We start from the raw sequence: 19498 nt of genomic DNA, 5'->3' as shown, positions 1-19498 counted from the left end.
CAATGATTACTCAGCTGCAGCTTCGTCTTCAGATTGTGCTTCTGCACGCTCTTCACGACGTGGGGCACGCTCTTCTTTAGCCTTCATCATTGGAGATGGCTCAGTGATAGCGCCTTTAGTGCGCATGATCATGTTACGGATCACTGCGTCGTTGAAGCGGAAGTTAGACTCCAGCTCGTCGATAACAGACTGCTCTGCTTCAGCGTTCATCAGAACGTAGTGAGCTTTGTGCAGTTTGTTGATTGGGTAAGCCAGTTGACGACGGCCCCAATCTTCCAGACGGTGGATCTGACCGCCAGAATCTTTGATAGCACCAGTGTAACGCTCGATCATGCCAGCAACTTGCTCGCTTTGATCAGGGTGCACCATAAATACGATTTCGTAATGACGCATTTGTTGCTCCTTACGGATTATTCAGCTTCCCTGTTCGGCTCGGTTATCCTGGGGAAGCAAGGAACTAAGGGTATAAAACCGAGAATTTAGGCGCGAGATAGTACAGAATTACACCGACAAGCGCAACTAAAACTGTGGCTGCCGAGCACCAATCAGCGATCTTTTTCTATCCCATAGAAAACGCCACCCAATTGGGTGGCGCTTCAGCTGGCAGTCAGGCACGGCGTGCACTGAGATTCGCTTATCCCTGACGCTGTCGCACGGCCTCAAACAGGCAGATGCCGGTCGCCACGGAAACATTCAGACTGGAGACAGAACCAGCCATCGGGATTTTAATCAGATCGTCACAGGTCTCACGAGTCAGACGACGCATGCCTTCCCCTTCAGCACCCATCACAATGGCTAATGGACCGGTCAGTTTGCTCTGAAACACATCATGCGTCGCTTCACCGGCGGTTCCGACAACCCAGACGCCTTTTTCCTGCAGCGCCCGCAGGGTACGAGCCAGATTCGTCACCCGAATCAAAGGCACCACTTCTGCCGCACCACAGGCAACTTTCGAGGCGGTAGCGTTCAGTTGTGCAGCCCGATCTTTGGGCACAATCACGGCGGCAACACCGGCAGCATCTGCATTACGCAGGCAGGCGCCAAGGTTGTGAGGATCGGTCACGCCGTCCAGCACCAGTAATAACGGATTCTCGCCCTGAGACACAATGTCATCCAGATCGTTTTCGTTGTACTGCTTACCCGGCTTCACACGGGCCACAATCCCCTGATGGCTGCCACCATCGGCTTTGTCATCCAACGCTTTACGGCCCGTTTGCTGAATCGTCACGCCCAAACGCTGCAGCTCATTGAGCAGCGGCAGCAAACGCTCGTCCTGACGGCCTTTCAGCACAAAGACTTCAATGAAACGTGCCGGGTCGGAACCCAGCACTGCGCTCACGGCATGAATGCCGAAAATCATATCATTACGCATTATTTGTTCTTCTTCGCCGCTCGTTCTTTCTTACCGGCCCGCTGCTTGCGCGCTTTGACCGATTTCTTTTTCGCCTTATCTTTTTTCTTGTCTTTCTTATCTTTCTTGTCTTTCTTGCCGTCTTCACTGTCCGGCCGCGGCACCATACCCGATTTCAGTTGCTGACGCACGGAGCTACGCTCTTTTTTTGCTTCCGTCCGGTGCTCCTGCTGGGCTTCACCGTCTTCGACCCGGAATACTTTCAGGTTCTGACGCTTCAACCCTTCTGCTTTCCGCATCCGCTGTTGCTTCTCTCGGGTCTGAGCTGTTTTGCCTTTCCGGCGAACTTGTCGGCCACCGCCCACCAGTTCAAAATCAATCTGGCGATCGTTGAGGTTGATGGCCGCCACCTTCACTTGTACGGCATCACCCAGACGATAGATCTTCCCGGATGCATCCCCCACCAGGCGCTGACCAATCGGATCAAACTGATAGTAGTCATTATCCAGATTCGAAATATGCACCAGGCCATCAATGTTCAGCTCATTGAGCCGCACAAAGAAACCAAAGCCGGTCACATTGGCGATCACCCCGTCAAATTCATCACCGACGTGGTCCTGCATATATTCACACTTGAGCCAATCGGCCACATCGCGGGTTGCATCATCAGCTCGGCGCTCTGTCATGGAGCACTGTTCGCCCAGCACATCCATATCATCAAAGGAATAATGATAGCCGCCGGTCGGTGTCCAGCGATCTTTATTCGTGCCGTTTTCTTTCGCAATCAAATATTTGATTGCACGATGCAACGCCAGATCCGGATAACGGCGGATGGGTGAGGTAAAGTGGGCGTATGAATTCAGCGCCAGACCAAAGTGACCGATGTTGTCTGCCTGATAAACCGCCTGCTTCATCGAACGCAGCAGCATGGTTTGAATCAGTTCTTTATCCAGACGGTTCTGAATGGCAGCGGCCAGATGCGCGTAATCGCTTGGTGCTGGCGTCAGTCCGCCGGTCAGGTTCAGACCCAGTTCGCCCAGAAAATCCCGGAATCCGGTCAGGCGCTCTTCGCCCGGAGTATCGTGTACACGGTACAGTGCAGGCTCTTTGGCTTTTTCCACCAGCTTAGCCGAGGCCACATTGGCCAGGATCATACATTCTTCGATGATCTTGTGGGCGTCGTTCCGCTCGGTGGGCACAATACGATCAATTTTCCGGTCCGCATTGAAGATGAATTGCGTCTCTACGGTTTCAAACTCAATCGCACCACGCTCTTCCCGCGACTGCTTGAGCACCTTGTACATATTGTGCAGCTCTTCCAGGTGCGGAACCAAAGGCGCATAACGCTGGCGCAGATCTTCATCACCTTCCAGCATCTTACTGACCTTGGTATACGTCAGGCGCGCATGAGAATTCATCACGGCTTCGTAATGCTTGTAACCCGACAGCTTACCCGATGCAGAAATCGTCATCTCGCATACCATGCACAACCGGTCGACCTGTGGGTTGAGGGAGCACAGGCCGTTCGACAACACCTCAGGTAACATCGGAATCACCTGAGACGGGAAATAAACTGAGTTTCCGCGCTGAATCGCTTCTTTATCCAGGGCTGAATCCGGACGCACGTAATAGCTGACATCCGCAATGGCAACCCACAGACGCCAGCCACCGGATTTTTTCTTCTCACAGTAGACGGCATCATCAAAGTCGCGGGCGTCTTCACCGTCAATGGTGACCAGCGGCAAATCACGCAGATCAACCCGGCCTTTTTTGGCCTCTTCCGGCACTTCTTCGCTCAGTGTCGACACCTGTTTCTCGACTTCGTGCGGCCAGACATGCGGAATATCATAGGTGCGCAATGCAATGTCAATTTCCATCCCCGGCGCCATATTCTCGCCCAGGACTTCAACAATCTTACCAACCGCATTGTACTGACGAGTCGCCCGCTGGGTGATTTCAACCACCACCACGTTCCCCATCCGGGCACCCATCCGGGCATCCTGCGGGATCACGATATCTTGTGCGATGCGCGAATCATCCGGCACCACAAAGCCCATCCCGTCTTCAATAAAATAGCGGCCGACAATCTGGCCGCTGTTTTCCTGCAACACGCGGACAACCCGTCCTTCCCGACGGCCGCGCTTATCTACGCCAGCCACCTGAACCAGAACGTAGTCCCCATGGATCACGCCACGCATCTGATGCTGCGGCAGCAATAAATCATCCTGACGGGCCATTCCGCTGCCTTCCGGACGCAGGAATCCAAACCCATCTTTATGGCCAATCACATGGCCTTTGATCAGATCCAGTCGCTCCGGCAGGGCATAACACTGGCGTCGGGTATAAACCAGCTGACCATCACGCTCCATCGCCCGTAAACGGCGACGCAGCCCTTCATACTGGTCTTCGCCTGATAACTTCATTTCAGCAAACAGCTGATCCCGGTTCACCGGCGTACTGAAGCCACGAATCACTTCCAGAATAAATTCGCGGCTTGGAATTGGGTTTTCGTAATTTTGAGCTTCCCGCTCACGGAAAGGATCGACAGGTAAATCAGTTGTACCTTTGGACATAAAATCATCCGTATTGGCAGCCAGATAACCTTAAGTATATCCCTGCCGTCATTAATTAGTGGGGAGCAGATCAAGATCCACTCCAATAAAAGAATTCGTTGTCTGCGAGAAAATCAGTCACTTGCACGATTTTCTGGCGTGCTGCCGGTATCTGGCAGCCTCGGCTACGCGACAAAAAGAGTGCCGCTCAGATCACATTCTAAGCGCTAACTGCCTGAAAAGATACCGCAGCCATCATCTGCTGCGGTCAGAGGAAGGTTACCAGAAGCTTTCGCGACGTTTGGCGCGAGCGATGACATTTGAAGGCATCCGCTGCTCTAAACGGCCACGAAGCTTGGTGATCTTTTGATGTACCTGACGATCTGCCGTGGCGGTCTGATACAGCCAGCGGTAGGCATCTTCATAATCTCTCGGGCTGCCAAAATCGTTCAGCAACAGCTCTGCCAGCTGAATCCGAGCGCGTAAATCGCCCATCGATGCCGCTTCACGCAGATAAGGAATCGCTCGTTCCTGATCCTGCTGTACCAGCGTGCCTCTGGCGTAATAGCGACCCAGCTGCTCCAGTGCGGACGGCAGTCCCTGACGCGCGGCCGTTTCCATGTAATACAGGCCCAGATCAACATCCCGGCTCACGCAGACCCCCCAGGCCAGCATATCGCCATACAGAAATTGATAAGCAGGCGACTCAACCCGTTCGGCACGGGCTTCAATGTCCTGAACCAGCTGGCAGTCATCCGCTCTGACGCGCTGCAACTGCTGGTTGCCTTCAAACAGATGGATCAATTCCGCCTCTGAGTACAAAGGCACAGCATCCCCAACATCTGTAATCGCTTGCGCTGGCAACACTGCCAGACAGGCTGAAAGCACCACTGCTCGCAGAAACATCCCGCTCTCTCTATTGATTGATACATCAGACGACACTGCCGCAGCCTCGGTTCTGTACGACTGAGGGTCTGACGGCAGTATGAAGTCTATCGGCTGGCATGCATCAGACTTTAGACAAAATTTAAGAAAGCGGAAAACAAAAAGCCAACCTTTCGGTTGGCTTTTGAGCATCAGGTCAACTCACAGGGCGATTAGCCCGCGTATGGGTGAACCTTGATAATCGTCTCGTTACGGTCTGGGCCCGTTGAAATCAGATCAATTGGCACACCCGTCAGTTCTTCCAGACGTGCAATGTAATTCAGCGCTGCCTGTGGCAACTCATCCAGTGTTTTCACACCGAAAGTATTTTCATTCCAGCCCGGCATGGTTTCATAGATTGGCTCGATGTTTTCAAATGCATCCGCAGCCATTGGAGAAACAGTCAGGATCTTACCGTCAGGCATTTTGTAGCCAGTACAGATCTTGAGTTCTTCCAGACCATCCAGCACGTCCAGCTTGGTCAGACAGAAACCCGTTACGGAGTTGATTTGAACCGCGCGACGCATCGCAACCGCATCAAACCAGCCACAACGACGTTTACGACCTGTGGTCGCACCAAACTCGTTTCCTTTCACGCCCAGATGCTCACCAATCGCGTCATCCAGCTCGGTCGGGAATGGGCCAGCACCCACACGAGTACAGTAAGCTTTCGCAATACCCAGAATGTAGCCCAGGTAACGCGGACCGAAACCAGAGCCAGGAGCAACACCACCAGCTGTGGTGTTTGAAGACGTCACGTACGGGTAAGTCCCGTGGTCGATGTCCAGCAGCGTGCCCTGAGCACCTTCGAACATGATCTTGTCACCACGCTTACGCGCATCATCCAGCTCCTGAGTCACATCAATGACCATCGAAGTCAGAATGTCAGCCTGAGCCATGACATTTTCCAGCACTTCGTCGTAACTGACAGGCTCAGCATTAAAATAGTGCTCCAGCTGGAAGTTATGGTAAGCCATGACTTCCTTAAGCTTCTCGGCAAATGCTTCTTTGTCGAACAGGTCGCCAACACGCAGGCCACGACGTGCGACTTTATCTTCATAGGCAGGGCCGATACCACGACCAGTGGTACCAATCGCTTTCTTACCACGCGCCAGTTCACGCGCCTGATCCAGAGCAATGTGGTACGGAAGAATTAGCGGACAAGCTTCTGACAGGAATAGACGCTCGCGAACCGGAATACCACGGGCTTCCAGTGGTTCCATTTCTTTTAGCAGTGCATCTGGAGAAAGGACGACACCGTTACCGATAATGCATTTCACGTTGTTACGCAGAATGCCTGAAGGGATTAAGTGCAGGACAGTTTTTTCACCGTCAATGACAAGGGTATGACCCGCGTTATGGCCACCTTGGTAGCGAACTACATACTGTGCATCTTCAGTCAGCAGATCAACGATCTTGCCCTTACCTTCGTCACCCCACTGGGTGCCGAGAACGACTACATTGTTTGCCATCTTTCTTCGTCTATCAGTAGTTAAAAATGGATTCTAGCACCTTCCAATTTTGCTTGCAGTCATTTTTTGACCATGAGCCAGAAAATTCCTAAGGCATGGTTCACGAATCCCTTTCGTGAAGATTTACAGTCGGCTGTACATGATATAAGCAATCACGACACCAGCGACCACTAAACAGCCACCCATCCGACGCAGGTTGACGTCATTTTGCTGACTGAGCTGACGCACCATCTCGCGCCAGCCTCTGGGTGCCAGTAAAGGGCCCAGACCTTCCAGAATCAGAACCAGCCCGAAGGCAAGCCAAAATACAGTCATCTCTCATTTCCTTGTATGGGAACACCCTCGAATCGCAGGCAAAAAAAAGACAAGGCCGAAGCCTTGTCTTTCAGTTCAGTCCAACAGGTGTTAATTCACGCTGTTTGACTCCTTCATGTACTTGAAGAAATCGCTGTTCGGATCCACAACCAGAATATCCTGTTTCGAGCTGAAGCTATTCTCATAGGCTTTCAGAGAACGTAGGAAGTTGTAGAACTCCGGATCTTTGTTGAATGCTGTTGCGTAAATATCTGCAGCTTTTGCTTCAGCATCACCACGCTGAATCCGGGCAACACGCTCTGCTTCAGTAATAATCTTCGCAACTTCCAGCTCGGACTGCGCACGAATAACTTCAGCTTTTTCACGGCCCTGAGAACGGTGCTTACGGGCAACCGACTCACGCTCGGCACGCATCCGGCGGTAGATGGATTCGCTGATTTCATCCGGCAAATTAATTTTCTTCATCCGGAAATCAACCACTTCAATGCCCAGATCACGGGCACTAATCTGCGTTTCCGCCAGCACATCTTCCATGATCTTGTCTCGCTCACCTTCCAGTGCTTTCTTCGGTGCTACTTCTTCGACAATTTCCGAAGCTATCGCGACACTCTCGTCGGAAGGCGCCGCATCTACATCAACACTGTTGCCACGATCCGGACCGGAGACGATCTGTTTGATCTCTTTCGAACCAATCTGAGCACGCAGGCTGTCAACCACTTTCCGCTTCAACAGACCTTCTGCAGTCGCGGTATTGCCGCCACCCGTTGCCAGATAGTACTGACCGAAGTCCAGAATCCGCCACTTCACATAGGTGTCAATGATCACGTCTTTTTTCTCAGACGTGACAAAGCGGTCGGCCTGATCATCCATGGTTTGGATACGGGAGTCCAGGGTACGAACCCGGTCAAACACCGGCACTTTAAAGTGCAGACCCGGCTCATAAACACGCGCCATATTGGATGTGTCATCTTTGATGATTCGGCCAAAGCGAACCACGATCCCACGCTCACCTTCCTTCACCACGAAGACGGACATCAACACCACTGCGATGAGAATGACCACGAGCGGGATAATTAACTTACGCATAATTAATATCTCCCCTGACGACCAGTGTCAGCACGAGGTGCCACCGAAGATGACGATGCTTCTTCAGACTTTTCAAGCTCAATACCATAGGTGTTGGACGGTATTGTCTTCTTGCTACCCTGCTCCGTCTGATTCATCAATTTATCCAGCGGCAGATAGAACAAGTTACCGCCACCCGCGTTTGAATCCACCATCACTTTGCTCGTGTTGCTGTAAACACGCTCCATGGTATCCAGATACAAACGCGTACGCGTGACATCTTTTGCAGCCTGATACTCTGGCAAGAGCTTCTCAAACTGAGCGACTTCACCCAGTGCACCATTCACGACACGCTCGGTGTACCCTTCAGCTTCTTTCTTCAAACGCTCAGCACGACCCGTTGCTTTTGGCAGAATGTCGTTGCTGTAAGCTTCCGCTTCACGGACAAAACGCTCTTCATCCTCTCGGGCAGCAATCGCATCATCAAATGCGTCTTTCACTGCTTCCGGCGGACGTGCCGACTGGAAGTTCACATCAACGACCAGGATCCCCATATCGTACTTATCGATAATTTTATCGATGTCCGTTTGAGTATTTGCACGAATGGTCTGACGGCCACGAGTCAATGCTTCATCCATGGTGGAATCACCAATCACCGCACGCAGGGCAGAATCCGTGGCCTGACGCAGACTGTCATCAGCGTTGGTCACGCTAAACAGATACTTTTGCGCATCCGAAACTTTATACTGAACTTCCATTTCAACTTTCAGCACGTTCTCGTCTTTTGTCAGCATCAGACCTGAGCTGCGCAGCGAGCGAATCGCCTGGACGTTCACGAGTTCAACATCATCAATGAAAGTCGGCTTCCAGTTCAGACCTGGATCAACCATTTCATAGAATTTACCAAATCGCAGCACCACACCGCGCTCGGCTTCGCCGACGGTGTAAAAACCAGAGAATCCCCAGATCGCAGCTGCGATCACAGCAATTACCCCTAAGCCGACAGCACCGCCGCCGCTAGAAGGTCCACGCTTGTTCCCAAAAATACCACCAAACTTACGACTCAGCTTCGCAAAGACTTCATCGAGATCAGGCGGCCCTTGATCACGGCCACCACGATTATTGTTCCCCCAAGGGTCCTTATCGCGGCCACCGTTGTTTCCAGGCTCATTCCACGCCATTATAGAACTCCATCAATATGATATGACGACAGTTTTTTTATTACTCTAGCAGTCCATCAGGCCAGGATAAAGTCATCCAGCCCCTGCTCCTCTCTTTTTTGCAGCCGTGCCCACTCTGCCAGCGGCAAACGCACATCCAGAATCAGACAGCCATCTTGCTCGTACTCTTCACGGACAATCGCACCTAACTGGTAAAACTTACTGCGAAACCGCCCGCTGACCGCAGGCGGTAAACGCAATGTATGCGTCACCATGGTGCCGGCCAGACGCTCCGTCAATGCCGTAAAGAGTAAGTCGATCCCCAATCCATCACGGGCAGATACCCAAACCCTGCGCGGAATGCCATCCTCGTCACGTTCAATCCGTGGCTCGGCGTTTTCCAGATTATCGATCTTATTCATGACGACCAGCATCGGTACATCATGGGCATCAATTTCTTCCAGGACAGTGTTGACCGCGTCGATATTCTCGCGGTAACGCTCGTCACTGGCATCCACTACATGCAAGAGCAGCGTGGCTTCCTGTGTTTCCTTCAATGTAGCCTTAAAGGCAGCCACCAGATCATGCGGCAGGTGGCGGATAAAGCCCACCGTATCTGCCAGTATGCTGGTGCCGACATCGTCCACTTCGATTTTACGCAGGGTCGGATCCAAGGTCGCAAACAGTTGATCCGCGGCATAAACCCCGGCATCGGTCACCCGGTTAAACAGGGTCGATTTCCCGGCGTTGGTATACCCCACCAGAGACAAAGTCGGAATTTCCGCCCGGTTTCTGGCCCGACGCCCCTGATCACGTTGCTTGGAGACTTTGTCCAGACGACGCAATATCGATTTAATTCGTTCACGCAGTAAACGGCGGTCCGTTTCCAACTGAGTTTCACCCGGACCACGCAAACCTATCCCCCCTTTCTGACGCTCAAGGTGGGTCCAGCCGCGGATCAATCGGGTAGAAATATGACGTAACTGTGCCAGCTCGACCTGCAACTTACCTTCGTGAGTGCGTGCGCGCTGAGCAAAGATGTCCAGAATCAATCCGGTTCTGTCCAGAACACGGCATTTGCACAGCCGTTCCAGGTTTCGCTCCTGGGCTGGCGAGAGTGAATGGTTGAAAATTACGATCTCAGCGTTCTCCGCTCTGACCGCATCGGCAATTTCCTGTGCTTTACCTTCTCCCACGTAATACTTAGGGTGGGGAGCCTGTCGGCTGCCTGTAATCACACGCAGCGTGTTGACTCCCGCCGAGGAGACCAGCATTTCCAACTCGCTGAGATCTTCCCACTCCCCTTCTTGCGTGAAGTTGATATGAACAAGAATTGCCTGTTCACCGGCTTCATAACGGTCAAACAAGCAATCAACTCCTTATCGAAGAATCTTATTCTTCTGTTTTTTCCTGGCCACGTTCTGGGGACTGACGATCACCGGAATGGTGATGGTTGACCGGACGAGCCGGCACAACAGTCGAGATCGCGTGCTTATAGACCATCTGGTTGACCGTGTTTTTCAGCAGGATCACGAACTGGTCAAATGACTCAATCTGGCCCTGGAGCTTAATACCATTGACCAAGTAAATAGAAACCGGGATTCTTTCACGACGCAGCGCATTCAAAAACGGGTCTTGTAGAGATTGCCCCTTAGCCATTCTTTCTTTTCCTTATTTGATTGTAGTTGTATGTTTCAATGAACAAAATTAACAATACGCAAAGCAGGATGAGTATACACGTTAATCAAACCTCACGGCTAACGGAGTTTGTGACTGTTTGTAACGCTTTCTCTACATCACTGCTATCCAACCAGGCCAAATCTTTCCAGCTGCGAAGCCAGGTAATTTGACGCTTGGCTAACTGACGAGTTGCACAGATACCACGATAAATCGCTTCATCAAGTGTGCAGTTCCCATCAAAGTAATCCCACATCTGGCGGTATCCAACACAGCGAACTGACGGAAGATCCGGATGCAGATCCCCACGCTCATACAGTGCTCGAACTTCCTGTTCAAAGCCTGCGGTGATCATTTTGTCAAACCGCTGCTCGATCCGTTGATGCAAGATAGCCCTATCCTTGGGTGTTATCGCAAATTGGTGAACCTGATAAGGTAATGTTTCCCCCTGCGTTTGGGTCAACTCAGTTAAAGTTTTACCTGAAATTCGGAAAACTTCCAATGCCCGTGACAGTCGTTGGGGATCATTTGGATGGATCCGTGTCGCAGAGACAGGATCTATCCGTTGCAATTCTTCATGCAGAGCTTGCCATCCCCGTGATATCGCTTCCTGCTCAATCTCAGCACGAATGGTCGGATCTGCCTGTGGTAATGGTGAAAGTCCTTCCAGCAACGCTTTGTAATAGAGCATTGTGCCGCCCACCAATAGAGGAATGCGACCAGCCTGAACAATATCTGCCATTTCTTTGAGTGCATCGGCACGAAAATCGGCGGCTGAATAACTTTCTGCCGGATCCAGAATATTGATCAACCGATGCGGGGCTTGTGACAGCTCCGCAGCATCCGGTTTCGCCGTACCGATATCCATATCACGGTAGATCAGCGCCGAGTCGACACTGATGATCTCAACGGGCAATTGCTGCCGCAGGCGAATCGCCAGATCGGTTTTACCTGAGGCCGTCGGCCCCATCAGAAAAATGGCCTGAGGAAGAGGTTTAGTCATGATGAAATGCTTCTAAAGCCGGCTGCAGGTCAACCGGACGCAGCAACCGGGAGTAATAAGTTTCCAGGGCTGGGCCCCATAGCTGTTCCAGCTCACCCAGCAGGCTGATAGCCTGAGATAGGGAGAAGCTCGTGAGTGCTGCGGCCAGTTGCCCAGAAAGCCAGTCGAGCAGCGATTCCCAGGACTCATCTTCACTGAGCTGATCACCACTTTCTGCCAGCTTTTCGAGCCTGCCGAGCATCGCGGGAATTAAATTCTGCAGATTTTGCTGCCGCAGTGGTTGGCTGACGGCCAGAACCACCAGCTTATCCTGCCCTTTGCTGCGCAGCTGAACTCCCAGCTTTTGCAACACGTCGCGGTGCTGTTCAGCGACCTGAATTTGCACCTGTGAAGCCGGTATCGCCAGCGGGATCAACAAAGGCTGGGGCTTCAACCCGTCCTGACGGGCAAATCGCAGTTGGCCTTTTGCCCGGAGACGTTCCGCTTCCGGCAGAGACAGCAAAGCCACCCCGTCACCATAACTGAGAAGCAGATACTGGTCTGCCACCACGGTCAGCGCTTTTCCCAACGCCTGAACAGGCTGCTTGAACACAGGTGTTCGTGGTTTGGCCGGCGGTGTATCTCGCCAGGCATTCACGCTTGCTTCAGACTGCGGTGAATGACTTGGCGCACTTTCTTCCGGCGTCTGCATCAGTGACTGATACGCAGCCACCTCCGCTTTGGAAGGCGAATCATGGCCAAAGGCGCGAGAAGGTGGCGTCCGGCTGCTTGTTTGTGTCCGAGGCGCTGTAGTGACGGGGGCGTCCCTCGCTTCCCGGCGACTTGCTGGCTGAGGTGCATGCGTTGGCTCAGGGGCATCCTGAGCCAGCCAATCCTGTGCAGGTGCCTGCCGGGGGTAAGCTGGTGTGTTGGCAATGGCTTTCGAGGCCGTGCGCGTCGCAGGGGCCGGTTCACGCACCTGATAAGCAGCACTGGCCGAGGCCCGTTCCGGCGCCGCATAGCGTTGCACGTCACTGGCTTCACTTTGCTGTAACGCACTCTGGACACCCTGATAAATAAAATCATGGACCAGACGGGCCTGGTGAAACCGGACTTCGTGTTTGGCCGGGTGCACATTCACATCGACCTGATGGGGATCAATATCGATATAGAGCACATAGGCGGCATATTGCTCTGACGGCAATGCACCTTCAAAGGCCTGACGGATCGCATGATTAATCAGCTTATCCTTCATCATCCGGCCGTTGACATAACAGTACTGAATATCGTTCTGTGCCCGTGCACCCTGAGGGGTGCAGACCCAGCCAGACAGCCGCAGCTCACCATGACTCAATTCCAGTGACATGGCATGCTGCAAAAAGCCCTGCCCGCATACCGCAGCCACACGGCGTTCCTGCTGAGCCTGAGTTTCTGCGGCCCGGTACTGTCGGATCAGCTTGCCATTATGGCGCAGCAAAATACTGACATCAAACCGACTTAAGGCGATGCGTTTAAGTAACTCATCAATATGAGCGAACTCGGTTTTTTCTGTGCGTAAGAATTTCCGGCGGGCTGGGGTGTTGAAAAACAGATCCAAGACTTCAAGTGTCGTTCCCACCGGATGTGCCGCGGGTTTGAGCTGTACTTGCATATCCCGGCCTTCGGCATACGCCGACCAGGCTTCTTGCTGCGACGCCGTTCTGGACGTCAGCGTCAGGCGGGAAACAGAGCTGATACTGGCGAGTGCTTCACCCCGAAATCCCAGGCTGGCAATGGCTTCCAGATCATCCAGCGTCGCAATTTTCGAGGTGGCATGACGGCTGAGCGCCAGCTCCAGTTCATCTTTCGCGATGCCCTGACCATTATCGCGGATCCGGATCGTCTGGCTGCCACCTTTGTCGATGTCGATTTCAATTTTAGTTGCCCCGGCATCCAGACTGTTTTCCACCAGCTCTTTCACCACGGAGGCAGGACGCTCCACGACTTCACCGGCGGCAATCTGGTTCGCAAGCCTGGCGGGTAATATCTGAATCGGCATAATCGCTCTGCAACTAACTGCTAGGAATTTTGAGTTTCTGGCCGACGGCCAGTGTATCTGAGCGTAGCTGATTTGCATCTCGGATACTACTGACGCTGACCCCGTAATGGGAGGCAATCTTACCGAGGAACTCCCCCCGACGAACGGTATGCTCAACCATTTTGCGCTCTACCGGGATTTTCAGTTTCTGACCAATCGCCAGTTCATCTGACCTGAGCCGATTGGCCTGACGAATGGTCCCGACAGATACCTGATACTGGCCAGCAATCTTACCCAAAAATTCACCGCGCTGCACGGTATGCACAACATTGCGCGTCAGGATGGACGTTACAGCGCCTCCACTCCCGGCTGGTGCACTGTTACCCGCAGGGATTCGCAGCACCTGACCCACTTTCACAACATTGGAACTCAGTTGGTTCATCCCGCGGATCGCACCGACCGTGGTCCGGTATTTATCCGCAATCACACTCAGGGATTCCCCACTGGTAACTTTGTGCCGAATCCCGTGTTTTCGTGCGGCAAATAATGTGCCTTCCGGCGGCTTCTCGTTGAAATAAGCCAGAACCCCTTTGTAAACCGCATCCGAAATCTTGTTCTGATGGCTGAGATTGTTCAGCAAACGCTCTTCTCTCGGATTCGTGATAAAGCCGGTTTCAACCAGCAGTGACGGGATATCTGGCGACTTAAGGACCGCCAGACTGGCGTGCTCTGGTTTCGATTTGTGCAGTTTCGTCACTTTGGCCAACTCGCCCAGCACACGGCTCGCCACATCATAGCCTTCTTTCTGGGAGTGACTGAACTGCAGATCCAGCACGGCCATACTCAGGTACTGATCATCCTGCCCGCCGGACAAGACATCACCGCCGCCCAGCAACTCAGACTGCTTCTCGTGCTGCTCCAGCCAGCGACCAATTTCAGTGTTGGCACGACGGGTGTTGAGCACCCAGACTGACGCGCCCTGCGGCTGCGGCTTATGGAAACCGTCTGCATGAATGGATACCAGCAAATGGGCTTTATTCTTACGAGCAATCTCAGACCGTTTGTTGAGATTGACGAAATAGTCTCCCCGACGGGTCATCACCGCTTTCATACCCGGCGTCGCGTTGATCCGAGCAGCCACTTTCTTGGCAATGGTCAGCGTGACATTTTTTTCGTATTTACGGGTCGGACCGATCGATCCCGGATCCTCACCGCCATGTCCGGCGTCGATCGCCACGATGATATCGTCACTGCCATAAGGCATATGGATGCTGTTGACAGGTTTCGACGGTGATTTCGTTTCAGAGACCGCTGGCTTTTCCGGCTTTCCGGCATGCGGCAGATCGACGACCAATCGGTGACTGTAATGGCCATCCGGCGTGGGTGCCAGTTTAAATATGTTCGGAGACGTGCCGGTTTTAGTCTCCAGCACCAGCCGGTAAGTACCGCTCTCCGGTGCGCTGCTGCTGCGGATTTTTGTCAGCACGTCACTATCCTTCACCACAACAGGTAGCGAGGCTTTCAGTGATGTCTGTTTTAAGTCGACGACCAAACGATTGGGTTTGGTCAGCGTGAAATAGGTGAAAGTCGGTTCTTCCTCCATGTCCAACACGACCCGGGTTTCATCCGGGGCTGGCCAGACACGAATCCCTTCTAATTGATTCGCCAGAACGGATCCACTGCTTACCCCGGCCAACCAAACCAATAAAGAAAAACTTCTGCGCCACCCCATTGAATCAACTCTGCTCCAGTGTCTGAATTAACGCCATGCCGTAACCATTATTGGCTGTCACTTCCACCTCACGGTGTTCATCAATGTAACGGAACTCAAGATCCAGATCCGGTGAAGGCAGCAGCCCGGTCCCTTTTTCCGGCCATTCCACCAGACAGATGGCATCCGGGGTGAAATAATCACGAATCCCCATAAATTCCAGCTCTTCCGGATCCGCCAACCGGTACAGGTCGAAGTGGTATACCTGCCAGGGCGGCAGTTCATAAGGTTCAACCAGCGTATACGTCGGGCTTTTCACATTACCCTGATGGCCAAGCGCACGGATAAAACCGCGGCAAAATGTGGTTTTGCCAGCACCCAGGTCGCCGTGCAGGTAGATGGTGGTCTGACGCTCACAAGCCTGCGCCAATTGTTGACCAAAATTCACGGTTGCCGCTTCATCGGCCAACACAAGTTTCAATGTCTGCATTGTTGTCGTTGTCTTTATCTTAGATTTATCAATTGTCGAATATACGCAAAGAGGTCGCTTGCCAGCAAGCCTCGCTCTCCGGCTTCGGCAGCCAGATCAGCCGCGCGGCTGTGAATCCATACGCCAGCACGCGCAGCCTCAGACAGCGTCAACCCTTGTGAACGCAAGCCGCCAATAAGTCCGGCCAGCACATCTCCCATCCCACCGGAGGCCATCCCCGGATTTCCGGCCAGACACACGAAATGCTGCTGACCATCATCAATCAGGGTTCCAGCCCCTTTGAGCACAACCACACCGCCATAACGGCGCTGCAGGCTTGTCACCGCTTCAAAACGATCAGCTTCAATATCAGCCACACTTAGCCCGAGTAAGCGCGCAGCTTCTCCTGGATGAGGCGTCAGAATCCTGTTGTCTTTATAGTCAGGCGACTGAGCCAATAAGTTCAATCCATCCGCATCCAGAACCAGCGATTGATCGTCTCTTAACTGCTTGAGATGGTCAAAGAGTGCGCTGCCCCACGAATTTTGCCCCAGTCCGGGCCCCATCACAATCACATCCGCCCAGTTCAATCTGGATGTCAGCCTCTGTTCTGCGTCGGGACATCCGGATTGCCAGCTTTGGGTCATTATCTCAGGTCTGGCGGTCAGGATTGCCAATACATTGTCAGTATGTGTTATCGCTGCTGTCAGGCCTGCGCCACTTCTGGCACTGGCTTCTGCGGCCAGGCGAATTGCGCCGCCCATGCCCTGATCGCCTCCCAAACATAGGACGCGACCAAAATTGCCTTTATGTGCGATCTTCGATCGGGGTGGCAGCCAGTTCAACATATCCTGCGAATCAATCCGCAACGCTGCCGGTGACTCAATCTGCTTCAGCGTTTCTGCCACGCCGAGTCCAGCATACCTCAGCTCTCCCCGGTATTGCGCAGCCTGTCCGGTCAGCAACCCCTGTTTCATCCCGACGAGCGTCACGGTTTGACGAGCATGTACCGTCTCTCCCAGACAGCGCCCGGTATCGGCACAAAGGCCCGATGGAATATCTACCGCCACCACAGGTTTACCGGCGGCATTGATTGTGGTGATCAGCGCGGCAGCATCAGGCCGGACCGCTCCTGTCAGACCCGTACCGAGAATGGCATCAAGAATGACTTCAGATGACTCGGGTATCTGCACTTCTGGTGACTCAATCCGACCACCGCAGGCCAACCAGGCATCGCGGGCGGCAGCAGCATCGCCTTTCAGATTCTCTGAATCACCCAATTGCCAGAGCACCACATCCATCCCGTGCAATTTCGCCAGCCGGGCGACAATATAGCCGTCTCCCCCGTTATTACCTCCGCCACAGCACACGCACAGTGACTTTAAAGCTGGATACGTTTCCCGGATCACTTCAAACACAGCCGCACCGGCACTTTCCATCAACCGGTACATCGGCCAGCCCAGCCGTCGGGCAGCGATCTGCTCGCCCTGACGGATCTGGGCTGCACGATAAGCGACAGTAGGTAAAGCGTTCTGCGTCATGATCTGTGGTTTTCCGCTCATCAACAGTTGTGGCATATACTCTAAAATAGTGCCGAAAAGCGCAGAAAGTCACAACGACCCTTACATTATTTTTCACTGCAACGGGTTATTTTTCCCAGTCTGAACTGTGCTACACTCCGGCCCCCGATTTATCCATCAAGCGGCTGTGACATGACCATCGACTTCCATCAACTCGCACAAGACATCAAACGCTGGGGAAAAGACCTTGGTTTTCAGCATGTCGGGATCTGCGATGTGGATTTGTCGAAGCATGAGGCACAACTGCAGCGCTGGCTGGACGCCGGATACCACGGTGAAATGGACTGGATGGCCCGCCACGGCATGATGCGGGCCCGCCCGGCTGAATTACTGCCGGGAACTATCCGGGTGATTAGTGTGCGGATGAATTACCTGCCGCCGGAGGCCAGTTTTGCCCAAACACTGAAGCAACCGCAAAAGGCGTATATCAGCCGCTATGCACTGGGCCGGGATTACCACAAACTGGTTCGCAACCGCCTTAAGAAACTGGGTCAGAAAATTGAACAGGCCGTCGGTCCCTTTGGGTATCGCCCATTCGTGGATTCTGCCCCGATCCTGGAGCGCCCGCTGGCAGAGAAAGCCGGTTTGGGCTGGACAGGCAAACATTCGCTGATTCTCAATGAAACGGCAGGGTCCTGGTTTTTTCTGGGTGAGCTGCTGATTGATTTACCTTTACCGGTCGACAGCCCGGTTTCAAACCAATGCGGCAAGTGCGTCGCCTGCATGACCAGTTGTCCGACACAAGCGATTGTGGCGGAAGGCGTGATTGATGCCCGTCGCTGCATCTCCTATCTCACCATTGAACTTGATGGTCCAATTCCTGAAGCGTTTCGCGAAGCCATGGGCAACCGGATCTATGGCTGTGACGATTGCCAGCTGGTGTGCCCCTTCAATCGCGAATCAGACATCACAGAAGAGCAGGACTACCACTGCCGGCCACAACTCTATCAGCAAGATCTGCTGACGCTGTTTCAATGGGACGAAGCGACCTTCCTGAAAAATACGGAAGGATCCCCCATCCGGCGGATTGGCCACCTGAAATGGCTGCGCAACCTCAGCGTTGCCATTGGCAATGCCCCCTACGACCCCGCCTTACTGGACGCCCTGATCTCACGCCAAGGGCAAGATGCCATGCTGGATGAGCACCTGGACTGGGCTATCGCACAGCAACTAACAAAACGTGAAGCCGTAGCGGTTGAGGTGCTGCCAACCAAAACCAAGCGCCTGATTCGGATTGTCGAAAAAGGTCTGCCCCGCGACGCCTGACACACACGCCAAACAGCCCGGATTCAGCCTCAGGGAGAGTCACGGGCTACAAAACGCGATCCTGATCAGCTTTTCTTGTATGTGGAAAAAAATTTCAATTGCACCAATTTGGTTCTGAACAGTGGTTATTAAACACAAGCCGCAAGGGATCTCTAAAATAATGTTATTCACGATGATCACTATATGATCAGGCTGTTTACAACTTTAGAAAACGACCAATTAAACCAATAAAAAACAACCACTTACAGCAATCAGGTAAATGTTACAATCAGTGGATTGTGGGGATATCTTTAGAAACACACAGAGTTATACACAAGCAGACAACACATGTCATCAACCAACTTATCCACATGGCATGATATGTGGATAAGTCTGTGCATCATGTTATGCAACGAAACAGATTAGACCGGTTCTCTCAAAGAAACTTGCAGTTCAACAAGAGTCACCATGTTTGGAAGATGATGTGCAACAAAGCACAAGTGTAGCTCAAATTTCTACACTGCAACTTTGATTGTCATCATTGATGGTCGCCAATACTTCTCAGTATGGGAATACAGAGCATCTTATTCTCAGACAAAAAAACAACCTGACGGCTGTTTCTCTGATTTGGGATGATGTTGATATTGCTCATAGAGCTGAGGCGGCTGGGACTTCGTCCTGTTGAACCTCACGAGGCAAAGTTCAACTGGCCTCTAAGATCATTACTTCACAGTAATGCTTTGATCTTCAGATTTTTTCTTCAAATCTGGAATTTGGAGCGACACACGAGCTTCCTGATCTTCGAGGAAACAGCGTGACCTCAACCCCGGCAAGCTGTGCTTGACCAACTGAGTGAGTGTCGCATCTTCTTTCGCCGTTCAACACGGTGATAGCTTTAAATCTGGAGCGACACACGAGGTTCGAACTCGTGACCTCAACCTTGGCAAGGTTGCGCTCTACCAACTGAGCTAGTGTCGC

At 52.7% G+C, this 19498-nt stretch carries 16 protein-coding genes and 1 tRNA gene; 1 reads left to right on the top strand and 16 read right to left on the bottom strand.

All coding sequences use genetic code 11. The features are described from left to right. Positions 1-6 precede the first annotated feature (6 nt). From rpsF to Q4579_RS17760, 15 genes are all read right to left on the bottom strand, one after another. Positions 7-393: a 30S ribosomal protein S6 gene (gene rpsF, locus Q4579_RS17830; RefSeq protein ID WP_303566028.1), complete on the bottom strand. Its 387-nt coding sequence runs from the start codon at positions 391-393 to the stop codon at positions 7-9. A 241-nt stretch (positions 394-634) separates the two neighbouring features. Then, on the bottom strand, positions 635-1372 hold the full coding sequence (gene rlmB, locus Q4579_RS17825) for a 23S rRNA (guanosine(2251)-2'-O)-methyltransferase RlmB (protein ID WP_303566027.1): 738 nt from the start codon (positions 1370-1372) through the stop codon (positions 635-637). Continuing rightward, positions 1372-3924: a ribonuclease R gene (gene rnr, locus Q4579_RS17820; RefSeq protein ID WP_303566026.1), complete on the bottom strand. Its 2553-nt coding sequence runs from the start codon at positions 3922-3924 to the stop codon at positions 1372-1374. The genes rlmB and rnr overlap by 1 nt, the downstream gene beginning before the upstream one ends. A 258-nt stretch (positions 3925-4182) precedes the next feature. Then, positions 4183-4809: a tetratricopeptide repeat protein gene (locus Q4579_RS17815; RefSeq protein ID WP_303566025.1), complete on the bottom strand. Its 627-nt coding sequence runs from the start codon at positions 4807-4809 to the stop codon at positions 4183-4185. Between the two features lie 191 nt (positions 4810-5000). Next, positions 5001-6299: an adenylosuccinate synthase gene (locus Q4579_RS17810; protein ID WP_303566024.1), complete on the bottom strand. Its 1299-nt coding sequence runs from the start codon at positions 6297-6299 to the stop codon at positions 5001-5003. Between the two features lie 123 nt (positions 6300-6422). Further along, complete coding sequence (locus Q4579_RS17805; RefSeq protein ID WP_303566023.1) at positions 6423-6614, bottom strand: DUF2065 domain-containing protein; 192 nt, start codon at positions 6612-6614, stop codon at positions 6423-6425. 90 nt (positions 6615-6704) lie between these two features. After that, positions 6705-7700, bottom strand: a complete 996-nt coding sequence (hflC, locus tag Q4579_RS17800) for a protease modulator HflC (protein WP_303566022.1) — start codon at positions 7698-7700, stop codon at positions 6705-6707. A gap of 2 nt (positions 7701-7702) precedes the next feature. Then, positions 7703-8860, bottom strand: a complete 1158-nt coding sequence (hflK, locus tag Q4579_RS17795; RefSeq protein WP_303566021.1) for an FtsH protease activity modulator HflK — start codon at positions 8858-8860, stop codon at positions 7703-7705. A 56-nt stretch (positions 8861-8916) separates the two neighbouring features. Next, positions 8917-10206, bottom strand: coding sequence for a ribosome rescue GTPase HflX (gene hflX / locus Q4579_RS17790; RefSeq protein ID WP_303566020.1), 1290 nt, complete (start codon positions 10204-10206; stop codon positions 8917-8919). A gap of 25 nt (positions 10207-10231) precedes the next feature. Next, positions 10232-10498 carry an RNA chaperone Hfq gene (hfq, locus tag Q4579_RS17785; RefSeq protein ID WP_211646900.1) on the bottom strand — a complete coding sequence of 89 codons (267 nt, stop codon included), beginning with the start codon at positions 10496-10498 and terminating at the stop codon, positions 10232-10234. Positions 10499-10583: 85 nt separating this feature from the next. Further along, positions 10584-11519, bottom strand: coding sequence for a tRNA (adenosine(37)-N6)-dimethylallyltransferase MiaA (gene miaA / locus Q4579_RS17780; protein ID WP_303566019.1), 936 nt, complete (start codon positions 11517-11519; stop codon positions 10584-10586). Beyond that, positions 11512-13536 carry a DNA mismatch repair endonuclease MutL gene (gene mutL / locus Q4579_RS17775; protein WP_303566018.1) on the bottom strand — a complete coding sequence of 675 codons (2025 nt, stop codon included), beginning with the start codon at positions 13534-13536 and terminating at the stop codon, positions 11512-11514. Before mutL ends, miaA begins: the two co-directional genes overlap by 8 nt. 13 nt (positions 13537-13549) lie before the next feature. Beyond that, positions 13550-15247 (bottom strand): N-acetylmuramoyl-L-alanine amidase, encoded by a 1698-nt coding sequence (locus tag Q4579_RS17770; RefSeq protein ID WP_303566017.1) that lies wholly within the window; start codon positions 15245-15247, stop codon positions 13550-13552. A gap of 4 nt (positions 15248-15251) precedes the next feature. Continuing rightward, positions 15252-15716, bottom strand: a complete 465-nt coding sequence (gene tsaE / locus Q4579_RS17765; RefSeq protein ID WP_303566016.1) for a tRNA (adenosine(37)-N6)-threonylcarbamoyltransferase complex ATPase subunit type 1 TsaE — start codon at positions 15714-15716, stop codon at positions 15252-15254. A 14-nt stretch (positions 15717-15730) separates the two neighbouring features. After that, positions 15731-17236, bottom strand: a complete 1506-nt coding sequence (locus tag Q4579_RS17760) for an NAD(P)H-hydrate dehydratase (protein ID WP_303566014.1) — start codon at positions 17234-17236, stop codon at positions 15731-15733. Positions 17237-17413: 177 nt separating this feature from the next. Here Q4579_RS17760 and queG point away from each other — a divergent pair, with 177 nt between their 5' ends. Further along, the gene (queG, locus tag Q4579_RS17755; protein WP_303566077.1) at positions 17414-18541 is read left to right on the top strand and encodes a tRNA epoxyqueuosine(34) reductase QueG; all 1128 of its coding nucleotides are present in this window, start codon (positions 17414-17416) and stop codon (positions 18539-18541) included. 881 nt (positions 18542-19422) lie between these two features. Here the strand turns inward: queG and Q4579_RS17750 are convergent. Next, positions 19423-19498: transfer RNA gene (locus Q4579_RS17750), tRNA-Gly, on the bottom strand.

The organism is Photobacterium sp. 1_MG-2023 (assembly GCF_030547945.1).
In the GTDB taxonomy this organism is placed as follows: Bacteria; Pseudomonadota; Gammaproteobacteria; order Enterobacterales; family Vibrionaceae; genus Photobacterium.
The sequence above is the reverse complement of the archived record's forward strand: the minus strand, read 5'-3'. Positions and strand labels throughout refer to the sequence as shown.